This is a genomic window from Actinoplanes missouriensis 431 (assembly GCF_000284295.1).
Taxonomy (GTDB): domain Bacteria; phylum Actinomycetota; class Actinomycetes; order Mycobacteriales; family Micromonosporaceae; genus Actinoplanes; species Actinoplanes missouriensis.
Genome location: NC_017093.1, coordinates 1,800,405 through 1,824,526, shown reverse-complemented (window position 1 = coordinate 1,824,526; position 24,122 = coordinate 1,800,405). Strand labels below are relative to the sequence as shown.

Below are 24,122 nucleotides of genomic sequence, written 5' to 3'. Positions count from 1 at the left end.
GCCGCCCGCGCGGCACCCCCAGCCACGCAGATCTAGGCAGATCGCGGTCAGCTCACGGGCACAACTCGCCAAGATCGCGCGCCCAGGAGGCTGCGCGATGCGGGCGGCACATCGAGGGCGGCGCGGCGCACCACGAGGCGACGCGGCGCGGGCGGCGCAGCAGGCACCGCGGCGCGGTGCGCGCAACGCAGCGGGCGGCCCGGCGCCATGCGATGCGGGCACACAACGAGGCGGTGCGGGGCGGGCGGGACGGGGCGGGCGGGGCGGGGCGGGCGGGACGGGGCGGGCGCACAGCGGCGCGGCGCGGGTGGCGCCGCCCTACGCGGTGGGAGCTACTTGGCGGTGTCGTGGACTGCCTGGGTGAAGACTTCGGAGCGGTGTTCGAAGTTGCGGAAGCGGCCGTAACTCGGCGCCGCCGGGGACAGCAGCACCACCCCGCCGACCGGGGTGACCTCGCGCGCCAGGCGCACCGCGTCCACCAGATCCTCCGCCAGCATCGTCCTTACGCCCGACAAATCCGAAATCTCCGAGATGATGCGTGCCCCACTGTCCGGCAAGCCGATCACGGTGAGTGTGCGGGACTCCAGGAAAGAACGTAACGGCGCGTAGTCCAACCCGCGATCCGTACCACCGACCAGCACGGTGAGTGGCCGATCCTCGTACGCCTCGATCGCGTGCATCGCCGAGTACGGGCTCGTCGACAGCGTGTCGTCCACGAACGTCACGCCGGACGGGTCCTCGATCTCGGTGAGCCGATGCGGCAAGCCCCGGAACGACCGGACAGCCGCCTCCAGCTCGTCCCGCAACCCCAGCACGTCCACACCCATCCCGTCGAGCACCGCGAGCGCCACGCACAGGTTCCGCTCGTTGTGCCGGCCCTTCAGCTCCAGCGCCGACCGCGCGAACAGCGGCTCGTCACTGCAGTAGACAACCCCGTCCTCGACCCGGAACCGGGAGTCCTCGGCGGCGGCCGGCACCGGCGGGAACCCGCCGGCATCGGTCAGCCCGCGGATCTCGTCACGGAGCCGGGTGTCCTCCGCGTTGACCACGATCAGCTCGGGCCCGTACCGGAGAAGGTTCAATTTGTCCCGGTAGTAGGCCTGCTCACTGCCGTGCGAGTCGAGGTGCTCGGGGAAGAGCGACGTCACCACGGCGACCCGCGGCGAGTCGGTCAGGTCGGCGCACTGGTAACTGGAGAGCTCCAGCACGTACAGATCAGATTCGGGCAGATCGAGCAGCGGCACGCCGATGTTGCCACCGTAGGCGTTGGGCTTGCCGACCGCCGCGAGCAGGTGGCTGATCAGGCTGGACGTCGTGCTCTTGCCCTTGCTGCCGGTCACGCCGACGGTCTTGGCGGCGTTCTCCGCCATCCACAGCGCGCTGCCGCCGGTCACGGTGACGCCGCGGGCGCGCAGTTCCGCCAGGTACGGGTGGGTCAGCGGCACGCCGGGTGACCGCACTACGACGTCCGCCGTGTAGAGCGCGGCCTGCGCGTGCTCACCGCCGGCCAGCGGGGCGAGGGCCGCGAACTCGTCCTGCCAGGGCGTGGCGAGGTAGTTCGCGCTGTCGTCGACGGCGATCAGCCGGGACGGCTCGTGCTTCGCGATCGCGGTCACCGCGGCCCGGCCCTCGCGGCCGGTGCCCCAGACCGCCACCGAGCGGCCACGCAGGTCTGCCAGGCGCACGTCTCTCCCCTAACCGAATCACGTCTCGTCGAACCGAACTAATATTGCCCGTCGGCCAGAAGACAGGAGTTTCCGGGTGCAGTTCGACGTCATGCGCTTCCCCTCGTACACGTTCGATCCCACGACCGGGGTGGCGGCGTTCGACTACCTGCTCGACGGGCCGGAGCCGCTGCGCTTCACCGAGACGATCACGTTTCCGCTGCCTCACCGGCGGGAGGTGCCGGACGCGTTCTACCGGGTTCTCGACCTGCTGCACGTGGTGGCCGGCGTCAGCTACTACAAGGTGGGCGCGTCCCCGCGGATCGAGGCGCCGAAGGCCGTGCCCGAGGCGGTGACCGCGTTCTTCACGGCGGTCTACACCGACGGGCTGGCGGAGTACGCGTACCGCAACCAGCTGCCGCACGTGCTGGAGCTCACGATCGACACGCCCGGCGCGCTCCCGGATGCCGAAATTTCGGAGATGTCGGGAAGGCCGCTCTCCGCGGTCGGCGGCGGCAAGGACTCGATCGTCACGCTGGAGATCCTCCGCGCCGCCGGGCTCGACCCGGTGCCGTTCTCGGTGAACCCGAACCCGGTGATCGAGAACGTCAACGCCGCGTCCGGCCTGCCCGCCCTAGCCGCCCGCCGCAAGCTCGACCCCCGGCTGTTCGAGCTGAACAAGGCCGGCGCGTTGAACGGCCACATCCCGGTCACCGCGATCAACTCGCTGATCGCGATCGCCACCGCGGTCTGGCACGGCCTCGGTCCGGTGGTGATGTCGAACGAGCGCTCCGCCTCCGACCCGAACCTGATCTGGAACGGTCACGAGGTCAACCACCAGTGGTCCAAGGGCGCGACCGCGGAGGGCCTGCTGCGGGCGGCCGTCACGGCGTACGCGGGGCTTGCCGACCCGTACTTCTCGCTGCTCCGCACGCTCTCCGAGCTGCACATCGCCCAGCTCTTCGCCGGTTACACAGCGTATGATGACGTCGTCACCAGTTGTAACAAGGCGTTCAAACTTCACGACCCGACGGCACGCTGGTGCGGTGACTGTCCGAAGTGCCGGTTCGTTTACCTGGCGATGGCTCCGCACATGCCCCGCGAACGACTCGCGCACATCTTCGGCCACGACCTGTTCGCCGACCCGGCCCAGGTCCCCGGCTTCCTCGAACTGCTCGGCGTGGACGCGCACAAGCCGTTCGAGTGCGTCGGCGAGGCCGAGGAGTGCCTGGTCGCGCTCTCTCTGCTGACCGACGACGCCCCGGTGCTCGTCGCGCTGCGCGCCGCCGTGCCCGCCTCCGCGTGGGCCGACGCGTCACACAGCGCCGTCTTCACGCCGGGCGGCCCGAATCACATTCCCCCGGCCTACCGGAAGATCCTCGACGAGGCGGTCTGATCATCTACCCCACGACGCGAGACCGGCGCGGTCCGGCGCCGGCCACCATTGCGGTACGGGGACACGCCCACGACTCGTTCGCCCCGGTGGCCGACGTGCTCGCCGGGTTGCCCGGGGATCCCGGCGCGCAGCTGGCCGTCCACGTGGACGGCCGGCTCGTCGTCGACCTGTGGACCGCGGCGGCCGGTGACGGTGACGCGCTGACCGGGGTGTTCTCGGCCGGCAAGGGCGCGGTCTACCTGGTGATCGCGCGACTCGTGGACGACGGCGTGCTGGAGCTGGACCGCCGGGTCGCCGAGTACTGGCCGGCGTTCCCGCTCCCCCGCCTCACGCTGCGGGACCTGCTCGCCCACCGCTCCGGGCTGATCGGCGTCGACGGCGGGTTCACCCCGGACGAGCTCCTCGACGACCGTGCGGTGGCGGCCCGGCTGCTCCACCAGGCGCCGTACTGGGAGCCCGGCACGGCGTACGGGTACCACGCCTTCACGATCGGGGCGGTCCTCGGTGAAGTCGTGTGGCACGCCACCGGCCGTACCCTGCAGAAGTTGTTCTTTGATCTGATCCGGTCACCGTTCGGCGTCGACGTCTTCCTCGGCGGGCCCGACGAGTCGCGCTACCGCCCGGTTCTGCCGGCCGCCGACACGACGGTCATCCCGCCCCGGAGCCTCACCGCCGTCGCGTTCAACCGGAACGCCCACCCGCCCACCGACATCGTCGAGTGGATCAACACGCCCGTCGTGCGCGCCCGCGGCCCGGTCTCCGGCGCGGCCGTGGCCAGCGCACGAGGCCTGGCCGCGATGTACGCCGCAGCGCTCTGGGGCACCGGCGGCCGGGCGCCGCTCGTCGACCGGCACACCCTCGCGGAGTTCGCCGCGCGCACCTCCGACGGCTTCGACCGAGTCACCGGCGAGCGCAACCACTTCGGCCTCGGCTTCGAGATCCAGCACCTGCGCTACCCGGGGCTCAGCGAGACCGCTTTCGGTCACAGCGGCGTCTCCGGCACGCACGCTCTGGCCGATCCGTCCCGCGGCCTCGTGATCGCCTACACCCGGCAGCGCTGCACCTATCCCGGCGGGGCGGCCCGCGAGGTCGGCCCGCTCGTGGCGGCGGTGCTCGGCGCCACCCGGTAGCGTCGGCGACCGTGACAGATGGGATCTACGTCGGTAACGCCGACCCGGACGCGCTCGCCGATCGGGGGTGGCTGCTCGGCCACTTCAAGCCCGAGGGCGACCTGCGGCACAGCACGGACGTCGAGATCAAGTGGGGCCGCCATCCGAAGGGCGACCGGCGGGCGCAGTGGGTGCGCGGCGAGGACCGGACGGCGCTGCTCGTGCTGATCAGCGGCTGCTTCCACATGGAGTTCCCGGAGCGGACCGTGGTGCTCGACAAGCAGGGCGATTACGTGGTGTGGGCGCGCGGCGTGGATCACTCGTGGGTGGCCGCCGAGGAATCGGTGGTGCTGACCGTCCGATGGCCGTCCATCCCCGGTTACGCGGTCCCCTGACCCGTCCCGCCCGTGCCCCGGCGGCGCGGGCGGGGACCTCATCGGGGGCGGGACGGCTCGCACCGGGACCACTGACGTGTCCCGGCGGCCGCGCTGCGGCCGGCGGCCGGACGGTGGCCGCGCGGAACGGGCGGGACGGTCTCAGTGCGGTTGGGGGCGGGGTCGCCCGTACCCGATCATCGGCATAGTTCCCAGAAGGCGATCGCCGCGGCGGTGGCGACGTTGAGGGAGTCGACGCCGTTGCGCATGGGGATGGCGACGCGGACGTCGCTGGCGCGCAGGGCGTGCGGGGTGAGGCCGGGGCCTTCGGCGCCGAGGAGGAGGGCGGGGCGTTCGCGCTGGGCCGGTGTCAGGTCCTGCAGGGCGACCGCGTCGTCGGCCGGGGTCATGGCGAGCAGGGTGAAGCCCGCTTCGCGGATCGTGGCGAGGGTCTCCGGCCAGTTCTCCGACTTGGCGTACGGGATGGCGAACACCTCACCCATGCTGACCCGCACGGCCCGGCGGTAGAGCGGGTCAGCGCAGTTGGGTGAGAGGACCACCGCGTCGATACCGAGGGCGGCCGCGCTGCGGAAGAGGGCGCCCAGGTTGGTGTGCGTGTTCAGGCCCTCCAGGACGGCCAGGCGTTTCGCTCCGGCCAGCAGCTCGCCGAGCGGCGTGAGGTCGCGGCGGTGGAACGACGCCAGGATGCCCCGGTGCACGTGGAAGCCGGTGATCGACTCGAGGACGGGCGCGGGCGCGGTGTAGAGCGGGGCGTCCGCGGGCAGGCCGGTGAGCTGGTCGGCGCGTTTCTGGTCGACCAGGGCGGAGCGCATCCGGTACCCGGCTCGCAGTGCACGCTGGATGACCAGCTCGCCTTCGGCGATGAACAGCCCGTTCGGGGGTTCCCACTTGGTGCGCAGTTCGACGTCGGTAAGTGCCCGGTAGTCGGCGATGCGCGGGTCGTCGGGGCTGGTGATGCTCAGTGGTGGCACCCAGGCATTGTGCCTACCGCGCTCGGGCGGCCGCCCCTGGCCCCTGCGTGCCGGATATTTCCGGCACATCCGGCATATGGTGGAGGCGATGTAGCTCACTTCTCCGAGGGGTTGCCAGTGTCGGCTGGTTCGGGACCGGGCTCCGACCCGCATCTGCTCGCTCTGCTGCGAGCCATCCGACTGCGCCAGAACGCGCCGGACGCCGCCGAGGCCGGGGCGGCGGACACCGCGGCGGCGCTCTCCGACGTTCCCGCCGGCACCGAGCCGGCGCACGAACCGGCGGAACCGGCGGATCCGGGGGACGACGTGTCCCGCTTCCCCGACACGCCGGCGCCGCACCCGAGCCGGATCCCGCCCGCCGCCAGCCGCCCGCCGTCGGGCCGATCGGCCTCGGGACGCCCGGCGGCCGCCCGCCCCGCCCCGCCCGACCCGCAGCGACCGGCGGACCGGGCCAACCCGGAGATCCTCTGGCGCGGCGATCCCGGCGCCACCCTCGGCCGGTCCGGTCTCGGCGCGAAACGCCGCCCCGGAGCGTCGAAAGGCGTGTGGGGCGCCGCCGCCGGCCGGATCAACCCGATCACCGGCGTGAACCCGGCCGGCCCCGCCACACCGGCCGCCCCGATCCCCGGCATCGAGGGGATCCGGCCGGTCGGCCCGCCCGGCACCGAGTTCCCGGCCGACCCGACGCTCTACGGATATCCGTCCCGGGGCGGCCCGCACGGTCCTGCGCCGAAACGCAACGCCCCCGGAGTCGACGGCATGAACCCGGCCGACGACGCCGAACTGCGCGACGTCCAGCGGATGCTCAGCACCAGCCTGACGTTCGCGGGCGGCACCGCCGAGGTGGCCGAACGACTGTGGGACGCCCTGCTCCAGGCCCAGCCGGACCTGCTCGCGACGGTTCCCGGAACGGCCGACACGCAGCGCCGCCAACTGGCACGGGCGCTCACCTGGATAGCCCACAATCTGGACGATCCGCCCACCGTCGTCACCGGGTGCGGGCAGCTCGGCGCCGCGCTCGCCGAGAGCGGCGTGCAGTGGAACCAGCTGCAACTCGTCGGAGCGGCGCTCGCCGAGGCGCTGCGGGCCGGCATGGCGCCCGGCGGGTGGCGGCAGGACTTCGATCAGGCGTGGCGATGGGCGTGGCAGCACACCTACGAGTGGATCGTGCACGGGGGGACGCTCGCCGCGTACCAGCCGACCGTCTGGACCGCCGAGGTGCTCGCCCACGAACTGCGCCGGCCGGACCTCGCGGTGATCCGGGTGCGACCGTTTCTGCCCATGCCGTACCGCCCCGGCCAGTACGCCGGCGTCGAAGTCGACCAGCTGCCCGGAGTGTGGCGGCCGTACTCGCTGGCCGGCGCCCCGCACCGGGACGAAACCCTCGAACTGCACGTCCGCGCCAAGTCCGCGGCCGGCGTGAGCCACACCCTCGTGCACGGAACCCGCACCGGCGATCGGATCCGGCTCACCCGCGCCGAGGGTGACCTGGCACTTCCCTCCGAAGCGGGCCGCGGCGTCCTGATGATCGCCGGAGACACCGGGATAGCCCCGATGAAGGCGATGCTCGCCCAGGTGGCCGCCACCGCCGACCCGCGCCCGGTCGTCCTGTTCTGGGGCGTGCGGGAGCTCAGCGAGCTGTATGACATCGACGACGTGTCCGCTATTGCCCATGAGGCCCCGAAGGCGACGGTGGTTCCGGTGGTGTCCGAGGGCAATCCCGGGCCGTATGCGTACGGGCTGGTCACGGACGCGGTCGCGGCCTACGGCGAGTGGTCCCGCCACGAGGTCTGCCTCGCCGGCCCGCCGCTGATGGTCGCGGCGACGACGGCGGCGCTGGAGGATCTCGGGGTGCCGCCGGCGCGGATCCACCACGACCCTCCGGAATGATCGGGTACGCGCGTGGGTCGCCGAGCCGGGACCGCGGCACACCGAAGCCCGCGCGGGCGTGGGTGACGGCACACGGATGCGTTGCGTGTGCGTTCATCCCGGCTATGGCGGGGACGCGGGCCCACGGTGCCGTTGCGTGTGCCCTCACCCACGCGGGAACCGGCAGCGGCGTTTCCACGATCCAGAACGGCGACGCCCGACGGGCGATGAGCGCCTGCGGGACGGGCGTTCGCAGGCCGATCGGCTTCACGGCTGCAGCTTGTACCCGAGGCCACGCACGGTGACCAGGTGCCGGGGTTCCCGGTTGTCCACCTCGATCTTGTGGCGCAGCCGGCCGACGTGCACGTCGACCACCCGCTCGTCGCCGAACTCGTATCCCCAGACCCGCTGCAGCAGCTGCTGACGGGAGAGCACCAGCCCGGGATGGGCGGCGAGCTCGCACAGCAGCCGGAACTCGGTGCGGGTCACCTTGACCGGGTCGCCGTTCAGCCGTACCTCGCCGGCATCCGGACTGACCTGCAGATCGCCGAACGTCAGCACGGTCGCCACCGGCGCGGTGTCCACCGGCGCGGTGGCCGCGGCGGCGGCCACCCGGGCCCGGCGCCGCAGCGCCCGCAGCCGCGCGGCCAGCTCCTTGACCGCCACCGGCTTGACCACGTAGTCGTCGGCGCCCGCCTCCAGCGCGGCCACGATGTCGTGCGTGTCGTCCCGCGCGCTGATCACGATGATCGGCACCTCGGTCTCCCGGCGCAGCTGCCGGATGCACTCGAAGCCGTCCATGCCCGGCAGCATGAGGTCGACCAGCACCGTGTCGGCGGGCCTGCGGCGGTAGTCGGCGAGGCCCTCCTCGGCGGTGGCCGAGGTGTACGCGGTGTACCCCTCATCCTCCAGGGCCATGGACAGCGACAGCCGGATCCGGTCGTCGTCCTCGATCAGCAGCACGGCGGTCATATCCGCATGATGCCGCCCGGATCGCCCGGCGGCCCCTCTGGCGGCGGGGACGAGTGGTTTGTCACCGAACTGTCATGACCGTGGGCCGGGATCGCCAAGGCGCCGGACAACGCTTGTCTCCTGCGTGTCCGTGATTTCCGGGAGGTATACATGACGGCCGTCAGCCTGGTCACCGCGGTGGCCGTCGGTTTCGTCGCCGGCGCCGGGCGGGTCGCGGTGGCGACGACCGCGAGGAACGAGCGATGAACACCTATGCCGTGGCGCAGGACGACGATCTGGACGCCCTGGTCGTCACCCCGCTGGCCGACCTCGACCGGGACGTGGCCGAGGAGATCCGGCCGGCGCTGATGTCGGCGGCCGGCGCCGGGCGGGACGTGGTGGTCGACCTGCACGCCGTCCACCTCATCGACTCGGCCGGTCTGGGTCTGCTGGTCCGCGCCCACCGGGAGGCGAAACGGCACGGCGCGCAACTGTCGCTGGCGGAGCCGTCCCGGTTCGTGCAGACCGTCCTGCACACGATGCGCCTGGACGGGGTCTTCTCGGTGGTCGGCTCCCGGTCAGGACCGGGGTAACAGCCGCCCGCCGGTCCAGGCCAGCCCCATCCCCGCGGCGAGCAGCAGCAACGCGCCGACCGTGGGGATCGGTTTCGCGGTGAGCGACTCCGAGCCGATGGCGACGGCCGCGAGCATCATCAGGATCCCGTCCGCCGGGTTGACCAGCTTCGAACGGAATACCGCCCAGCCGAGCAGCAGCAACCCCATCCCGGTGATCGCTCCGGCGGCCGCCACGAAATCCGGCACGTGACCCGTCATGATCGGCGCGCTGGCCACCACCGCGTCCTCGGGCAGCGCCGCGAGCGGCACCAGGGTCGTCGAGCCTGCGAGCGTGAAGAGCAGCCCGGTCAGGGCGCAGCGGCGGGTGCGGGAGGCGGCCAGCAGCCCGGCGAGCGCGATCAGCGCCACCGTGGCGAGCCACCCGGCGATCAGCCGCACCGCGAGCGGCCCCGGCGTGCTGCCGACTCCCAGCGTCAGCCACCCGTAGAGCACCGCGGCCAGCGGCAACGCCCACAGGGCCAACCGGGCATAGCGGCGGACCGACCAGATCCACACCGCGTCGCGTACCGGAAGTGGGTGGTTCTCCGCCTCCGTCCCGGCGGCCGGTGTCGGGGCGCCGACCCACGCCGGGGCGACCCGCAGAGGGCGTCCACTCGCGGTCTGACGTTGGCTGATGCTCATCGCTCCGCCTTCGTTACCTGGGCAACGAGCCGAGCGGCCGGGGGCACCGGTCGGTCCTGCGACGAGCATGCCAAACTCCGGAAAGGTGTGGGCTCAATCACCAAAAAACCCGAAAAGTCAGGCCCATCCGGTACGCATCGACCCCAGTCCTCGAGAAGCCGGCGACCGGCCAGGCGGTCCTTGCGGCCGCACCCCGCCGCCGGCTCATGCGCGGTTCGTCAGGCCAGGTGCGCCGGGTCCCGGCGATAGACGAACGTGGCGATGTCCAGCGCGTCGACCGGCCCGTCCGGCGCTCGCACCACCCGCAGGAACTCCCCCTCGTTGTTCCCCTCGACCCCGCGCCACCGGTCCGGGGCCTCCCGGACGAAACGGGTCCGGTGGTACGGCCCCGTCATGACCAGCGCGTCGCCATCCGGGACCACCTCGTACTCGCTGCCCATCCACCACCAGCGGCCGCACAGCTCGGCCGCCTCGCCGGCCGGGGCGACCGGCGGGCGCCACGGGGACACCGGCGCCGGCTCCGCGTCCAGCACCGTGGTCAGCGTCCGCAGCGACACCTCCCGGATGTGGTCCCCGGCCAGCCCGTAGGCGTTCGCGAACGCGATCACCCCGTACCGGCTGCGGCGGTGCACGACCAGGTGGGCGACGTAACCCGGCATGGAACCGCCGTGCCCCACGTAGACCCGCTCACCGACGCGGAACAGCTGCGGCCCCAGCCCGTGCCCCGCCGTCCACGACTCCAGATCGGAGATCACCACCGGCGCGCACATCTCGTCCACGGTCTCCCGGGCCAGCACCGCCGGCGCCGGGTCGGCCAGGAAGCCGGCCCACTTCGCCATGTCCGTGACGGTCGACCACAGTTGACCGGCCGGGGCCATCGCGCCGGTGTCCGGCCGCGGCTCCTCGTGCAGGGTTCCGCCGAGCGCGTGCACCACGTACCCCCGGGCGTACGGCTCGACCGGCGCGTACGTGGTCCGCTTCATCCCCAGCGGGTCGAGCACCCGCTTGGCCGCCAGCTCCGCCCAGCTCTGCCCGGTGACCCGCGCCAGCACGGCGCCGAGCAGGCCGTATGCGAGATTCGAATACCGGTGCCGGCGGAACGGCGCGCCGGCCAGCTTCTCGTAGGTCAGACCGGCCAGCAGCTGGTCCACGTCACCGCCGGCGCTGCGCTCCCACCACGGGCCGTCCGGCTCGCGCTGCAGGCCGGAGACGTGCCCGAGCAGCTGGCGCAGCGTGATCCCGCCGATCGGCGTGCCCGGCAGGTGCCGGTAGAGCAGATCGTCCAGGGCGAAGAACCCCTCGTCACGCAGCTGCATCACCAGCGTCGCGGTGATCGTCTTGGTGATCGAGCCGAGCCGGTACTGGGTCTTCGGGTCCGGCCGGGGCTGCTCACCGGCGCCGGCGAAGTGCAGGACGGCACGGTCCCGGAGAACGGCGAGGGCGAACGACGGCACCCGGCCGTTGGACTGCGCGCGGGCAGCGATCTCGTCGACGCGGCGGGCGGTCTCCGGAAGCAGCGACACGGTGGGGGCCTCTCGGTGGGGGGAACTCACGGGTTTAACTGTTCGATGACGAATCGGCTACGCCAAATCGTCATGTGCCGAGGGTGCGCGGACGTGCCACGATCAGGGGTGTGGAAGCCGTACTCTGGATCGTCCTCGCGATCGCGCTGGTGATCGGCGAGGCCTTCACCGCGACCATTTTGATCATCTTCTTCGCCGCCGGCGCCGGGGCGGCCGCCCTCGCGGCGGCTCTCGGCGCGCCCCTGCTTGCCCAGGTCATCGTGTTCGCGGTGGTCTCCGGCCTGTCGGTGGCGGCGGTGCGGCCGATCGTGATGCGCCACGCCCGGCCGTCGATCGAGACGGGTGACACCCCGTTCGGCGTGGAGGCGATCGTGGGGTCGCACGGCGTGGTCGTGGACGAGGTCGACACGTCCAGGGGCATGATCAAGATCGACGGCGAGTTGTGGCAGGCTCGTTCGTTCGACGGCACGGAGACGTTTCAGCCGGGCGACCGGGTCACGGTCGTCAAGCTCCGTGGCGCCACCGTCCTGGTGTGGCACGACGATCTCCCCGACGTCTAGTAACACCCTTCGAACAACCTGAGAGGCGTCATGGAAGCCATCATCCTGGTGCTCGTCATAGTCATCGCGGTCTTCGCGGTGACCACCCTCGTCAAGTCCGTGCGGATCGTCCCCCAGCAGCGGATGGACGTCGTCGAGCGGCTCGGCAAGTACAAGCGCACCCTCTCGCCCGGCCTGAACCTGCTGGTGCCCTTCGTCGACGCGGTGCGCACCAAGGTGGACATGCGCGAGCAGGTCGTCTCGTTCCCGCCGCAGCCGGTGATCACGTCGGACAACCTGGTCGTCTCGATCGACACGGTGCTCTACTTCAAGGTCGTCGACCCGGTGCGGGCCACCTACGAGATCTCCAACTTCCTCCAGGCCATAGAGCAACTGACCGTCACCACGCTGCGCAACGTGATCGGCTCGCTCGACCTGGAGCGCGCGCTGACCAGCCGCGACCAGATCAACAAGCACCTCTCCAGCGTGCTCGACGAGACCACCGGCCGCTGGGGCATCAAGGTCACCCGCGTCGAGATCAAGGCGATCGAGCCGCCGCCAAGCATCCGCGACTCGATGGAGAAGCAGATGCGCGCCGAGCGCGAGCGCCGCGCCACGATCCTGAACGCCGAGGGTCACAAGCAGGCGGCGATCCTCACCGCCGAGGGCGAGAAGCAGTCCCAGGTGCTGCGCGCCGACGGTGACCGGCAGGCCCGCATCCTGCAGGCCGAGGGCCAGGCCAAGGCGATCCGCACCGTCTTCGACGCGATCCACCAGGCCAACCCGTCCCAGAAGGTGCTCGCCTACCAGTACCTCCAGGCCCTCCCGCAGATCGCCAACGGCAGCGCCAACAAGGTGTGGATCGTCCCGACCGAGCTCACCAAGGCGCTCGAGGGCCTCGGCGGCGCGCTCGGCGGTCTGGCCAACATGGCCGGTGACATCCCGTCGTCGGACGTGGACTCCGGCGCCGTCGAGCGCGAGGCACAGGCCGCCGCCGAGGCCGCCGCAGCCGAGGCGCAGCGCGTGAACGCCGAGGTCCAGGCAGCCGAGGCCGAGTCGACGGCCGCTCTCCCGCCGTCCGCCCTGCCGTCGTCCGCCCAGCTGCCGCCGTCGGCAGCCCTGGGCAGTGCCGACTATTCCGAGGTGGAGAAGAACTGACGGCCGGCGGGGCGGGCGCTCAGGGGGCGGCCGCGCTCGGCGGGTGACGGGGTGCGGCTGGTCAGGCCGAGGGCCAGGCCGGCCGCGACCGTCGCCATGCCGAGCCAGACCAGCGGGCGCGGGGCCGGACCGCCCAGCGCCATCCCGGCCACTGCCGCGCTGATCGGGGCGACACCGGTGAGCAGGCCCGCCCGGCCGGCGCCGATCCGGGCCACGCAGGTGTACCAGAGCAGGAACGCCACCGCGGTCACCGCCACCGCGAGGTAGGCGCCGGCCAGCAGTTCGGGCGCGCCCAGCCGGAACACCGCGCCCGGCCCTTCGACGATCAGCCCGGTCACGCCGAAGAGCACCGCCGCCAGCCACGTGGTGTGCACCGAGACGCCGAGCGGACCGTGCCGGCCCAGCACCGGCACGGCGAGCAGCGTGAACGCGGCCTCGCAGGCGAACGTCACGAACGCCCAGCCGAGCCCGGTGGCGTCGGCGCGGCCGAGACCTTGGACGAGAGCGGCGCCGGCCGTCACCACCACGGCCGCGGCGAGCACCCGCAGCGCCGGAGTGCGGCCCTCCAGCAGCGGGCCACCGGCCGCGAGCAGGACCGGCACGCAGGCGACCGCGACGCCGAGCACCGCCGGTTCGGCGTGGGCCGCGCCGCGTACCAGGGCGACGTTGAAGAGCAGCAGGCCGGTCCCGGTGACCCCGAGCAGCCAGAGCCACTCGGCGCCCCGCGGCCAGGACAGCCGCCCGCCACGCGTTACGGGCACCGCAGCGGCACCGGGCGAAGCAACAGCGCCGGGCGAAGCAACAGCGCCGGGCGAGGGAGCCGCGCCGGGCGAGGGAGCCGCGCCGGGCGAGGGAGCCGCGCCGGACCGGCGGGACCAGGCGAGCAGCAGGAGGCAAGCCACCGCGTACCGGAGGGCCTGCACGGTGAAGAGCGGCGCTTCGGCGAGGTGACCGGAGACAGCCACGCTGCCGCCGACGAACACCATGCCGGTCGCGCCGGCGAGGATCGGTAACGCTTTCACGCCCCCGATCCTGCGCGGTGGGATGGTCCGGTTCGAGGGCCAATTCGCGCCTGCCAACATGGACCAATGTCGGACTTCCTCGAGCTGCGCCCGGAGACCGCGCCGGCCAAGGGCCTGACCGCCTGGCTCACCGACGGCCTGCGCGCGGCCATCACCGGCGGGCGGCTCACGCCCGGCGACCGGCTGCCGCCCACCCGGCTGCTCGCCGGCGAGCTGCGGGTCTCCCGGGGCGTGGTCGTGGAGGCGTACCAGCGGCTCACCGACGAGGGGCTGGTCACCGCCCGGACCGGTTCCGGCACCGTCGTCACCGGACGCGGCACGCAGCAGGGTCAGCGCCCGGCCGGTGACCGCCGGCGCACCCTGGACACCCTGCGGCTGCCGCTCTCCACCCCGGACGGCATCGACCTCAACCTCTCCCCCGGCGTGCCCGACCTGTCCGCGTTCCCGCGCGCCGCGTGGCTACGGGCGGAGCGGGCGGCGCTGAGCCGGGTGACCGGAGCTGATCTGGGATACGGCGACCCGGGCGGCGTACCCGGGCTCCGGGTCGAACTGGCGCGCTGGCTGGGGCGTACCCGTGGGGTGCGGGCCGAAGCGGACGACGTGCTTGTCTGCGCGGGCGTCGCGCAAGGTCTCGCCCTGCTCGCGCGGGTGGTGACCGGATCCGCGTTCGCCGTCGAGGACCCGGGCTCGCGAGGCGCCGCCGACCAGCTCACCTACTGGGGGACGCGCGTCGTCGGGGTGCCCGTCGACGAGCAGGGCATGCGGGTCGACGACCTGATCGCAACCGGTCTGACGACGGCGGTGCTGACTCCGGCGCACCAGTTCCCGACCGGCGTGGTGCTCAGCCCGGAACGCCGACGGGCTCTCCTGCGGTGGCCGGGACTGATCGTTGAGGACGACTACGACGCGGAGCACCGCTACGACCGGGCGCCGGTCGCCGCGCTGCAGGGCTCGGCGCCGGACCGCGTCGCGTACCTGGGAAGTGTCTCGAAGTCTCTCGCCCCGGCGATGCGGCTGGGCTGGCTGATCGCGCCGCGCCGCCTGCAGCCCGACCTGCTCGCCGCCAAGCACGCCAGTGACCTGGGCAATCCGGCCCTGCCACAGCTGGTCCTCGCCGAACTGCTGGCGTCCGGCGACTACGAACGGCACCTACGGGCGGTCCGGACCCGGCAGCGCCGCCGCCGGGACGCGCTGCTCACCGCGCTACGCGCGCACCTCCCCGGCGCGCGGGTGGCCGGTGTCGCTGCCGGGCTGCACCTTCTGATCACTTTTCCCGGGTACGGGGATATCGCCGACACTGTTCTGGCGGAGGCGGCAGCCGCGGAGGGTGTGCTGGTCCAGCCGCTCTCCTGGCACCGCCGGCGACCTGGTCCGCCGGGCCTCGTCATCGGTTACGCCGCCCACCCGCCGGACCGCCTCGCCGAGGCCGCCGAACGCATCGGCAGAGCGCTCAGTCGTCGAGCACCGTGACGAAATCGATCAGCCGCTCCATCGAGTTGATCAGGGGTGTCTCGACGTCCTTGTAGCTGTGCACCGACGCGAGGATCCGGCGCCACATGTCGGCCGGCTCGCGCACCCCCACGGCCTCGCAGACGCCCTCCTTCCACGGACGGCCCGGCGGGATCACCGGCCAGGCCCGCAGACCCACCCGCTCCGGCTTCACCGCCTGCCAGATGTCGATGTACGGGTGGCCGGTCACCAGCACGTCCGGGTCCTTCACCGCGGCCACGATCCGGCTCTCCTTGGAACCCGGCACCAGGTGGTCGACGAGCACGCCCAGCTTGCGCCGCGGACCGGGCCGGAACGCGGCGACCTCGGCGGCCAGGTCGTCGATGCCGTCCAGCGGCTCCACCACGACGCCCTCGATCCGCAGGTCGTCACCCCAGATCCGCTCGACCAGAGCGGCGTCGTGGATGCCCTCCACCCAGATCCGGCTGGCCTTGGCCACCTGAGCCTTCACGCCGTCCACGGCGATCGAGCCGGAGGCGGTCACTCGCCGTCGCTGATGATTGACGACAACCGGCTTGCGCAGCGTCACCGTCACGCCGTCCAGCAGGAACGCACCCGGCGTCAGCGGAAAGTTCCGGCGCTTCCCGAACCGGTCCTCCAGCACCACGGCGCCGAGCTCCCAGCCGACCACCGCCCCGCAGAACCCCGAATCGGCGTCCTCGACGACCAGATCCGGCTCGGCGTCCACCTCCGGTATCGGCTTGCGGCGACGCCTGCCACCCGCGAGCACATCCTCCCCATACATGTCCCGCACGGTAACCCGCGATCACGAACACACCGGCGGTGACGCTCCGAGCCGAGACAACCTTCCGTACCGGCACGTACCCTTGCTCGCATGTCACCCGTAGCTGGGGCGGCCACCCGTACCGCCCGCCGGTCCACCAGGTTCGTGACCTGGGTGCGCGCCTGGCGCGCCGGCCTCGTGCCGTTCGACGAGATCGCCGACGAGATCGCCGACGGCGAGGAGCACCTGGTCGCGGACGCTCCCGGCACCTGGACCGACATTCCGCTCGCACAGGCGCTGCCGGCCCTCGCGAAACTGCATCCCGACGACATCCGCCTGGTCCTGCCGGTGCCCGGCGACCCACGCGGCCTGCCCGGCCCGGGCGAGCTGACCGGCGCCGCGCTGCTCGCCGGCGAGGTGGTGATGACACCCGAGTTCGGTGTGATCCCCGAGGTCCGCCGGCACACGTCCGGGTCCGGCGTGGAGTTCGAGACGGTGCTGTGGCGGTTCATGCCGGCACCCGAGCACCGCCCGGTCTTCCAGATGGGCGCCGCCGAGGCCGAAGCCGAGCTGACCGCCGCGCTCGGCGAGGCCACCGCGCAGCTCACCCGGCTCGACGTCGCCCAGTGGAAACCGGAGCTGGCCGGCGCCCTGCAGGCTCTGCGCCGCCCGGAGAGCACCGCGACCCTGCCGCCCGGCTTCGACCCCCGCTCCCGCCGCCTCTTCGCCCGCGCCAGCGTCCTCGACCAGGTGCTGGCGCTCGCCGAGACGAACGCGCCGGGCGGCGCGGTGAACGGTTTCGAGGCCCAGGCCCGGGACTCGGCGCTGCGGCCCTTGACGGCGGCCTGCCGGCAGGCGCTGGTGGCGGCCTGCAACGCGCCGCTGCGGCCGTAACATGCCGGACCGGCACGCCCACTGCACGTTCTGCGGTGCCCGCTTCACACCCGCCGCGGTCCCGGCCGTCGCCGCCGGTTCCGATTCTGCCCGCCGCGCCGCTGCTGGGCCCGGCGCCTCCTCCGCGTCGGCTCTCGGCCCCGGTGCCGGGCTCGCGTCAGCTGCTCCACCCGGCACCGCCCCTGCGCCCGGCCCCGGCCGCGGGCTCGCGTCAGCTGCTCCGCCCGGCACCGCCTCTGTGTCGGCTGCTGGGGCCGATTCCGGGTCCGTTGCCAGCGCCGGGTCGGTGCCGGGCGGGCCACGGCGCTGCACCGCGTGCGGCGAGACGACCTACCGCAATCCCAGCCCGGTCGCCGTCGCGGTCCAGCCCGTCGGCGCCGGCCTGCTCGTAGTGCGGCGCGGGATCCCACCGGCCGAGGGCCGGCTCGCCCTGCCGGGCGGCTTCATCGAGCTGGGCGAGACCTGGCAGGCCGCGGCGGTGCGCGAGCTGGGTGAGGAGACGGGCGTGGTGGGAGACCCCTCCCTGGTACGCCTTTTCGACACCGTCAGCGCCCCGGACGGCACGATCCTCATCTTCGGCCTGCTGCCACCCCTGATCGGCGCCGCCGTCCTGCCGCCGCCCCCGCCGGCCGGGGAGACCCTGAGCCGCGAGGTCCTCTACGGCCCGACCGAGTTGGGCTTCAGCATCCACACGGCGATAGCCGAGCGCTTCTTCACCCAGCACCGCTGAGCACCCCGAGCCGTAGCCCGCGCAGGTAAAACCGCGTGATGACCTGCATGAACTACGGCTCACGACCACCAGCCGTAGCCGACGCAGGCAAAACCGCGCCATAACCTGCATGAACTACGGCTCGCCACCGCCAGCCGTAGCGGAAGCAGGCGAAACGGCGTCATGACCTGCGTGGACTACGGCTCGGCGCGGCGGCGCAGCGGGGCGGCGGCGGGGCAGCGGCGGCGCGGGTCAGTCGATCAGGTCGGACTCGTGCAGGCGGGCCAGCAACACCTTGATGGCCGGAGCGCAGCGGCCCTCGTCCGCCGAGGTGAACCACGCCAGCTCCGCTATCTCGTTGGCCGGGGCCGGCTCGCCCGGCACGTCGGCGACGAACGTCACCAGGCGGACCCGGGTGCCCGGCGGCCGGTTGTGGGCCGGCGCCTCGATCGTGGCGAACGGCCGCAGCCGCGCCGGGTCGACCGGGATGCCGACCTCTTCGAGGGCCTCCCGGGCGGCCGCCTCGGCGTGTGTCTCCCCCGGCTCCGGTTTGCCGCCGGGCAGGTAGAACGCGTCCGAGCCGTGCGCGCGCACGACGAGGACGCGCCGGTCCCGGACACAGACCCAGGCGGCCGCGACGACCCCGGCGAAGACCGTCATGCGAGGACGAAGGGTGCGCCGGCCTCGAAGCGCGCCAGGTCCTCCAGGGTGGCGTGCACCGAGTGGGTGCTGCCCTCCGGAAGCGCGTCGAGCGGATAGAACGCGGCGTCGGTGGTCTCGTCGGTCTCCCGGAGGAGTTCGCCGGACCACTCCTCGACCCGGACCGCGAGCGAGATGTGCTGGTACCGGTGCCCGTACACATTGGTGGACACGTGCCCGCCGGAGTAGACGGCGAACGGCGTGACCCGGTGCGCGGTCAGCCCGGTCTCCTCGAAGACCTCGCGGATCGCGCAGTCCTGCAGCGTCTGGCCGAGTTCCATGGTCCCGGCCGGAAGTGCCCACCGCCCGTTGTCGCTTCGCTTGATCAGCAGCACCCGGCCGTCGCCGTCACGCAGGACGGCACGGGCGCCGACGGTTATCAAAACCCGTTCCGGTCCGGCGAGTTCCCGCAGTTGTCCCAGGTAGGACTCCTCCCAGGCGGGCACTCAGATCTCGTCGATCAGATCGGCGACGGAGTTCACAATGCGCGACGGCCGGTACGGGTACGTCTCGCTCTCCATCCGGCTGCTGATCCCGGTGAGCACCAGGATGGTCTCCAGCCCGGCTTCGAGACCGCACAGCACGTCGGTGTCCATCCGGTCGCCGATCATCGCGGTGGTCTCGCTGTGCGCGCCGATCGCGTTCAGCGCCGAGCGCATCATCATCGGGTTCGGCTTGCCGACGAAGTACGGCTTCACACCTGTCGCCTTGGAGATCATCGCGGCGACCGAGCCGGCGGCCGGGAGAAGGCCCTCGTTGGACGGGCCGGTGGCGTCCGGGTTGGTGCAGATGAACTTGGCGCCCCCGTTGATCAGCCGGATCGCCTTGGTGATCGCCTCGAAGCTGTAGGTGCGGGTCTCGCCGAGCACCACGTAGTCCGGCTCGAACTCGGTCAGCACGTACCCGGAGGCGTGCATCGCCGTGGTCAGGCCGGCTTCGCCGATCACGTACGCGGTACCGCCCGGTCGCTGGTCGGAGAGGAACTGAGCGGTCGCCAGCGCGGCCGTCCAGATCGACTGCTCGGGGACGTCGAAACCCATCCGGACGAGCCGGGCCTGCAGGTCGCGCGGGGTGTAAATCGAGTTGTTGGTGAGGATCAGGAAGGGCTTGCCCGACTCCTTCATCCGGTTCACGAACTCGGGCGCGCCGGGCACCGGCACACCCTCGTGGACGAGCACGCCGTCCATGTCGGTGAGCCAGCTCTCGGTGGGCTTGCGGTCCGTCATGAGGGGGCTCCTCGTCGCTGTGGGGGCGGGCAGCAGTCGGTGGGACAGACGTCCCAGGTCGGGAGCGTACCGAGCGTCGTGTGGGACGCTCCCGCGGTCCGCTCCTGGACCAGCTCGCGGATCATCGCGACGAACCGGGGGTGGGTGCCGGGGGTGGTGGCCCGCGCGTACCCGAGGCCGAGCCGGGCCGCGGTGTCCTTGGCCTCGTTGTCCAGGTCCCAGATCACCTCGAGGTGGTCGGAGACGAACCCGATCGGGCTGACCACCACGTCGGTGACGCCCTTCTCGGCGAGCGACTCCAGGTGGTCGTTGATGTCCGGCTCGAGCCACGGGACCTGCGGCGGGCCGGAGCGGCTCTGCCAGACCAGGTCGTACTCCAGGTCGGCGGCGGCCGCGGCGTGCACGAGCCGGGCCGTCTCCTCCAGCTGGGCGTTGTAGCGGCCACCCGTCGGCCCGGCGGTCTTCGCCATGCTGACCGGGATGGAGTGCGCGGTGAAGACCAGCCGGGTGGTGGCGCGCCGGGACTCGTCGAGGGACGCGAGAGCGGTCCGGACCGACTCGATGTTCGGCTCGACGAAACCGGGGTGGTCGTGGAACTGCCGCAGCTTCAGGATCTTGGGGGCGCCCGGCCCGACCGCCTTGCGGGCGGCGGCGATGTCCTCCCAGTACTGCTTGCAGGAGGAGTAACCGCCGTACGCGCTGGTGGCGAACCCGAGCGCGGTCTCGACACCGTCGTCGCGCATCTGCGCCACGGTGTCGGCCAGCATCGGCTGCCAGTTGCGGTTGCCCCAGTAGAGCGGCAGATCGATGCCGTGCCGGCCGAACTCGTCGCCGATGGCGGCGAGCAGGTCACGGCACTGCTGGTTGATCGGTGAGACCCCGCCGAAGTGCATATAGTGCTCGGCCACCTCGGCGAGGCGCTCGTCCGGAACTCCGCGCCCGCGCACCACGTTGCGCAGGAACGGCATCACGTCATCGGGCTTCTCGGGCCCGCCGAAGGAGAGCAGGACGAAGGCGTCGTATACCACCCGACCATCCTGCCACCCGATCACGCACCGATCGCGTGGTAACCCCCGTCGACGTGCACAACCTCACCAGTCGTCGCGGGGAACCAGTCGGAGAGCAGCGCGCAGATCGCCCGGGCGGTCGGCTCCGGGTCGGTCAGGTCCCAGCCCAGCGGGGACCGCTCCGCCCAGGCCTCCTCGAACTGCTCGAAGCCGGGGATCGACTTGGCGGCCATCGTGCGCAGCGGCCCGGCGGAGACCAGGTTGCTGCGGATGCCCTTCTCGCCGAGGTGCAGCGCGAGGTAGCGGTTCGCGGACTCCAGGCCGGCCTTCGCCACGCCCATCCAGTCGTAGACCGGCCACGCCTGGGTGGCGTCGAAGGTCAGGCCGACGACCGAGCCGCCCCGGCCCATCAGCGGCAGCGCCGCCATGGCGAGCGACTTGTAGGAGAACGTGGAGATCTGCAGCGCCGTCGCCACGTCCTCCCACGGCGCGTCCAGGAAGCCGCCGCCGAGGCAGCTCTGCGGCGCGAAGCCGATCGAGTGGAGCACGCCGTCCAGCCCGTCGACGTGCTCGCGGACCTTGTCGGCCAGGCCGCCGAGGTGCTCCGGGTTCGTCACGTCGAGCTCGATCACCGGAGCCGGTTCGGGCAGCCGTTTGGCGATCCGCTCGACCAGCGAGAGCCGGCCGAAGCCGGTCAGCACCACGGTGGCGCCGGCCTCCTGCGCGACCTTCGCCGCCGAGAACGCGATCGAGGCGTCGGTGATGACACCCGTGATGAGCAGCCGCTTACCGGCCAGAAGTCCAGACACGAAAATTCTCTCCTGAGACTGAAAAAGTCAGTGGCCCATTCCGAGGCCACCGTCGACCGGCAGCACGGCGCCCGAGATGTACGCCGCGCTGTCGCTGGCCAGGAAGGTCACCGCGGCGGCGACCTCGTCCACGCTCGCGAGGCGCCCGGCCGGGACGGACTTGATGATTTCTGCCTTGCGGGACTCGGGCAGCACGGCCGTCATCTCGGTCTCGATGAAGCCGGGGGCCACCACGTTCGCGGTGATGTTGCGGCTGCCCAGCTCGCGGGTGATGCTGCGGGCCATGCCGACCAGGCCGGCCTTGCTCGCCGCGTAGTTCACCTGACCGGGACCGCCGTACAGGCCCACGACCGAGGAAATGAAGATCATCCGGCCCCACTTGGCGCGCAGCATCTTGCCGCTGGCCCGCTTGGCGACCCGGAACGAGCCCTTGAGGTTGGTGTCGATGACCCGCTCGAACTGCTCCTCGCTCATCCGCAGCAGCAGCGTGTCATCGGTGATGCCGGCGTTCGCCACGAGGACCTCGACCGGGCCCAGCTCGTTCTCCACGAACGTGAACGCGGCGTCCACGGCCTCCGGGTCGGTGATGTCGCACTGCACACCGAACAGGCCCTCCGGCGCGCCCGACCCGCGATGCGTCACGGCGACCCGGTCGCCCTGCTTCGCGAAAGCCTGGGCGATGGCCAGGCCGATGCCGCGGTTTCCTCCGGTCACCAGAACGGTCCGAGCCACAACCCCACCCCTTCGACACGTGGTCATAACCTGCTGGGAATGGAGACTAACGGCCCTTCCGCGCGCGGCGGCGTGACGGGGCCGCTGACTTACCTAACGTTCAAGCAGGAGATTCCCAGGCCACCGGCGCGCCGTCGATGGATCCGGCTGGGGCTGCCGCTGGTCCTTCTCGGTCTCGCCGGTCTCGGCTGGACCGCCGGCGGCTACCTCGCGGCCACCCGGGAAATGCCGGTGGCGCTGGACGTCCTGCTTGCGATCGGCTCGGTGCTGCCGGTCGCGGTGGCGTACCGCCGGCCGGTCCTGGCCTGGCGGATCGCCCTGGTGATGATGTTCGCCGGGGTGATCAACTCCGATCCGGCGGAGTCCTGGCCGTGGAACACCGTGCAGATCATCGGCACGCTCGTCGTGATCGGCCGGCTCGCCGCCACCAGCACGTCCCTGGTGACCATCTGGGCGGTGTCGATCACGCTGGTCCCGGTCTTCCTCTACGCGCCGGACGCCAACGCCTGGGGCGCCGCCGTGCTGATCGTCGCGGTGGCCGCGCTCGGCGACATCGTCTCCCGCCGTCGCAGCACCCGCGAGCTGCTCGAGGAACAGACCGAGCTGAACGAGCTGGAACGGGCCAAGCGGGCGGTGCTGGAGGAGCGCGCCCGGATCGCCCGGGAGATGCACGACGTGGTGGCGCATCACATGTCGATGATCGCGGTGCAGGCGGAGACCGCGCCGTACCGGGTGGCCGATCTGCCGGAATCCGCGAAACAGGAACTCACCACGATCGCGGCGGCCGCCCGGGAGGCGCTGACCGACATGCGCCGCCTGCTCGGAGTGCTGCGATCCGACAGCCAAGAGGCACTGACAACCCCACAACCGGGGTACGACCGGATCACCGAGCTCGTCACCACCGCGCAGCGCTCGGGGCTGCCCGTCGACGCCGAGCTGCCCGAGCTGCCGGACCTCCCCGAGGCGGTGGGGCTGGCCGCGTACCGGATCGTGCAGGAAGCGCTCGCCAACGCGGCGCGGCACGCGCCCGGCGGCCCGGTCCGGCTCCGCGCTCGCGGCCGCCCCGGCGCCCTGGAGCTGCGCGTGCACAACGAGCTGACCCGCGAGGCCACCGCGGGGACCGGGCACGGGCTGGTCGGCATGCACGAGCGCGTCGCCCTGCTCGGCGGGGAGCTGACCGCCGGACCCGACGGACAGGGCGGCTTCCAGGTCGTCGCCACAATCCCCCGACCCAGGGAGAACTCATGATCAAGGTGTTGATCGCGGACGACCAGGCGATGGTCCGGCAGGGCTTCGGTGCGCTGCTCGCGGCCCAGCCCGACCTGCTGGTCGTCGGCGACGCGGCGAACGGCGCGGACGCGGTGACCGCCGCCCGTGAGCTGCGCCCCGACGTGGTGCTGATGGACGTCCGGATGCCGGTGATGGACGGCCTGGAGGCGACCCGGCGGCTGGCCGGCGGGCCGAAAGTGCTGATTCTCACCACGTTCGATCTCGACGACTACGTCTACGAGGCGCTGCGGGCCGGCGCGAGCGGGTTCCTGCTCAAGGACGCGCCCGCGGATGACCTGGTCACGGCGGTGCGGGTGGTGGCGTCCGGTGAGGCGCTGCTGGCTCCGTCGGTGACCCGGCGGCTGATCGCCGAGTTCGCCGCCCGGCCGGCGCGGAACAGGCCGCGGCCGGTCGAGCTGAACGCGCTCACCCCGCGCGAGACCGACGTGCTGCGGCTGATCGCGCGCGGGCGCTCCAACCAGGAGATCGCCGCTGACCTGGTGGTCGCCGAGCAGACCGTGAAGACCCACATCGGGAAGATCCTCGGCAAGCTGGGGCTGCGGGACCGGGCCCAGGCGGTCGTGCTCGCTTACGAGACCGGCCTGGTCGCCGCCGGGGAATAGTCAGGTCGGGTGACCCGATTTCCTTAAGTGGCGCTTAAGGAGTACGCTCCCAGGCGGTTCCCAGGCCA

The 24,122-nt window shown here is 72.2% G+C and carries 25 protein-coding genes; 12 read left to right on the top strand and 13 right to left on the bottom strand.

The window, feature by feature from the left end; translation table 11 throughout:
• Positions 1–332: 332 nt before the first annotated feature.
• Positions 333–1,685 (bottom strand): UDP-N-acetylmuramoyl-L-alanine--D-glutamate ligase, encoded by a 1,353-nt coding sequence (gene murD, locus AMIS_RS08505; RefSeq protein WP_014441808.1) that lies wholly within the window; start codon positions 1,683–1,685, stop codon positions 333–335.
• A gap of 91 nt (positions 1,686–1,776) precedes the next feature.
• Here murD and AMIS_RS43290 point away from each other — a divergent pair, with 91 nt between their 5' ends.
• The 3 genes from AMIS_RS43290 (at position 1,777) to AMIS_RS08490 (ending at position 4,564) form a co-directional block, all read left to right on the top strand.
• Positions 1,777–3,060, top strand: coding sequence for a hypothetical protein (locus tag AMIS_RS43290; RefSeq protein ID WP_014441807.1), 1,284 nt, complete (start codon positions 1,777–1,779; stop codon positions 3,058–3,060).
• 86 nt (positions 3,061–3,146) lie between these two features.
• Complete coding sequence (locus tag AMIS_RS08495; protein ID WP_014441806.1) at positions 3,147–4,190, top strand: serine hydrolase domain-containing protein; 1,044 nt, start codon at positions 3,147–3,149, stop codon at positions 4,188–4,190.
• A gap of 11 nt (positions 4,191–4,201) precedes the next feature.
• Positions 4,202–4,564 carry a cupin domain-containing protein gene (locus AMIS_RS08490; protein ID WP_014441805.1) on the top strand — a complete coding sequence of 121 codons (363 nt, stop codon included), beginning with the start codon at positions 4,202–4,204 and terminating at the stop codon, positions 4,562–4,564.
• Positions 4,565–4,740: 176 nt separating this feature from the next.
• On the opposite strand, the gene AMIS_RS08485 is transcribed toward AMIS_RS08490, so the two are convergent.
• The gene (locus AMIS_RS08485; RefSeq protein ID WP_014441804.1) at positions 4,741–5,535 is read right to left on the bottom strand and encodes a TrmH family RNA methyltransferase; all 795 of its coding nucleotides are present in this window, start codon (positions 5,533–5,535) and stop codon (positions 4,741–4,743) included.
• Positions 5,536–5,652: 117 nt separating this feature from the next.
• Here AMIS_RS08485 and AMIS_RS08480 point away from each other — a divergent pair, with 117 nt between their 5' ends.
• Positions 5,653–7,425 (top strand): flavohemoprotein, encoded by a 1,773-nt coding sequence (locus AMIS_RS08480; RefSeq protein ID WP_014441803.1) that lies wholly within the window; start codon positions 5,653–5,655, stop codon positions 7,423–7,425.
• Positions 7,426–7,671: 246 nt separating this feature from the next.
• Here AMIS_RS08480 and AMIS_RS08475 read toward each other — a convergent pair whose 3' ends face one another.
• A complete protein-coding gene (locus AMIS_RS08475) occupies positions 7,672–8,376 on the bottom strand; it encodes a response regulator transcription factor (RefSeq protein ID WP_014441802.1) in 705 nt (234 codons plus the stop codon).
• Positions 8,377–8,618: 242 nt separating this feature from the next.
• On the opposite strand from AMIS_RS08475, the gene AMIS_RS40310 reads away from it, so the two are divergent.
• A complete protein-coding gene (locus tag AMIS_RS40310; RefSeq protein ID WP_014441801.1) occupies positions 8,619–8,948 on the top strand; it encodes an STAS domain-containing protein in 330 nt (109 codons plus the stop codon).
• Here AMIS_RS40310 and AMIS_RS08465 read toward each other — a convergent pair.
• A complete protein-coding gene (locus AMIS_RS08465) occupies positions 8,934–9,611 on the bottom strand; it encodes a hypothetical protein (RefSeq protein WP_014441800.1) in 678 nt (225 codons plus the stop codon). The two genes, AMIS_RS40310 and AMIS_RS08465, sit on opposite strands and share 15 nt — an antisense overlap.
• 218 nt (positions 9,612–9,829) lie before the next feature.
• Positions 9,830–11,134: a serine hydrolase domain-containing protein gene (locus AMIS_RS08460; protein ID WP_014441799.1), complete on the bottom strand. Its 1,305-nt coding sequence runs from the start codon at positions 11,132–11,134 to the stop codon at positions 9,830–9,832.
• Positions 11,135–11,244: 110 nt separating this feature from the next.
• Between AMIS_RS08460 and AMIS_RS08455 the strand changes: the two genes are divergently transcribed.
• Both AMIS_RS08455 and AMIS_RS08450 read left to right on the top strand, forming a co-directional pair.
• A complete protein-coding gene (locus tag AMIS_RS08455) occupies positions 11,245–11,694 on the top strand; it encodes an NfeD family protein (RefSeq protein WP_014441798.1) in 450 nt (149 codons plus the stop codon).
• Between the two features lie 30 nt (positions 11,695–11,724).
• The gene (locus AMIS_RS08450) at positions 11,725–12,831 is read left to right on the top strand and encodes an SPFH domain-containing protein (RefSeq protein ID WP_014441797.1); all 1,107 of its coding nucleotides are present in this window, start codon (positions 11,725–11,727) and stop codon (positions 12,829–12,831) included.
• Here AMIS_RS08450 and AMIS_RS08445 read toward each other — a convergent pair.
• Positions 12,807–13,853: a DMT family transporter gene (locus AMIS_RS08445; protein WP_014441796.1), complete on the bottom strand. Its 1,047-nt coding sequence runs from the start codon at positions 13,851–13,853 to the stop codon at positions 12,807–12,809. The genes AMIS_RS08450 and AMIS_RS08445 overlap by 25 nt on opposite strands.
• Positions 13,854–13,919: 66 nt before the next feature.
• Between AMIS_RS08445 and pdxR the strand changes: the two genes are divergently transcribed.
• Complete coding sequence (gene pdxR, locus AMIS_RS08440) at positions 13,920–15,323, top strand: MocR-like pyridoxine biosynthesis transcription factor PdxR (RefSeq protein WP_014441795.1); 1,404 nt, start codon at positions 13,920–13,922, stop codon at positions 15,321–15,323.
• Here the strand turns inward: pdxR and AMIS_RS08435 are convergent.
• Positions 15,304–16,107 carry a DUF3097 domain-containing protein gene (locus tag AMIS_RS08435; protein ID WP_041829630.1) on the bottom strand — a complete coding sequence of 268 codons (804 nt, stop codon included), beginning with the start codon at positions 16,105–16,107 and terminating at the stop codon, positions 15,304–15,306. The two genes, pdxR and AMIS_RS08435, sit on opposite strands and share 20 nt — an antisense overlap.
• A 90-nt stretch (positions 16,108–16,197) precedes the next feature.
• On the opposite strand from AMIS_RS08435, the gene AMIS_RS08430 reads away from it, so the two are divergent.
• Together AMIS_RS08430 and AMIS_RS43955 are read left to right on the top strand one after the other, a co-directional pair.
• Positions 16,198–16,980, top strand: coding sequence for a hypothetical protein (locus tag AMIS_RS08430; protein ID WP_014441793.1), 783 nt, complete (start codon positions 16,198–16,200; stop codon positions 16,978–16,980).
• Positions 16,981–17,266: 286 nt separating this feature from the next.
• Entirely contained in the window at positions 17,267–17,710 is a 444-nt protein-coding gene (locus AMIS_RS43955; protein WP_014441792.1) for an NUDIX domain-containing protein, read from the top strand.
• 231 nt (positions 17,711–17,941) lie between these two features.
• On the opposite strand, the gene AMIS_RS08420 is transcribed toward AMIS_RS43955, so the two are convergent.
• Genes AMIS_RS08420 through AMIS_RS08395 form a run of 6 tightly spaced genes read right to left on the bottom strand, consistent with a single transcriptional unit; the run spans position 17,942 to position 22,162 of the window.
• Positions 17,942–18,349: an NUDIX hydrolase gene (locus AMIS_RS08420; protein WP_014441791.1), complete on the bottom strand. Its 408-nt coding sequence runs from the start codon at positions 18,347–18,349 to the stop codon at positions 17,942–17,944.
• Positions 18,346–18,834, bottom strand: coding sequence for an NUDIX domain-containing protein (locus tag AMIS_RS08415; RefSeq protein WP_014441790.1), 489 nt, complete (start codon positions 18,832–18,834; stop codon positions 18,346–18,348). Before AMIS_RS08415 ends, AMIS_RS08420 begins: the two co-directional genes overlap by 4 nt.
• Positions 18,835–19,614, bottom strand: a complete 780-nt coding sequence (locus AMIS_RS08410; protein WP_014441789.1) for an HAD-IIA family hydrolase — start codon at positions 19,612–19,614, stop codon at positions 18,835–18,837.
• Entirely contained in the window at positions 19,611–20,642 is a 1,032-nt protein-coding gene (locus tag AMIS_RS08405; protein ID WP_041829629.1) for a ferrochelatase, read from the bottom strand. The genes AMIS_RS08410 and AMIS_RS08405 overlap by 4 nt, the downstream gene beginning before the upstream one ends.
• Positions 20,643–20,662: 20 nt before the next feature.
• Positions 20,663–21,430 carry an enoyl-ACP reductase FabI gene (gene fabI / locus AMIS_RS08400; protein ID WP_014441787.1) on the bottom strand — a complete coding sequence of 256 codons (768 nt, stop codon included), beginning with the start codon at positions 21,428–21,430 and terminating at the stop codon, positions 20,663–20,665.
• A 27-nt stretch (positions 21,431–21,457) separates the two neighbouring features.
• Positions 21,458–22,162, bottom strand: a complete 705-nt coding sequence (locus tag AMIS_RS08395) for a beta-ketoacyl-ACP reductase (protein ID WP_014441786.1) — start codon at positions 22,160–22,162, stop codon at positions 21,458–21,460.
• 39 nt (positions 22,163–22,201) lie between these two features.
• Between AMIS_RS08395 and AMIS_RS08390 the strand changes: the two genes are divergently transcribed.
• Together AMIS_RS08390 and AMIS_RS08385 are read left to right on the top strand one after the other, a co-directional pair.
• Complete coding sequence (locus AMIS_RS08390; RefSeq protein WP_157434769.1) at positions 22,202–23,410, top strand: sensor histidine kinase; 1,209 nt, start codon at positions 22,202–22,204, stop codon at positions 23,408–23,410.
• Entirely contained in the window at positions 23,407–24,054 is a 648-nt protein-coding gene (locus AMIS_RS08385) for a response regulator (RefSeq protein WP_014441784.1), read from the top strand. Before AMIS_RS08390 ends, AMIS_RS08385 begins: the two co-directional genes overlap by 4 nt.
• The last annotated feature ends 68 nt before the right edge of the window (positions 24,055–24,122 follow it).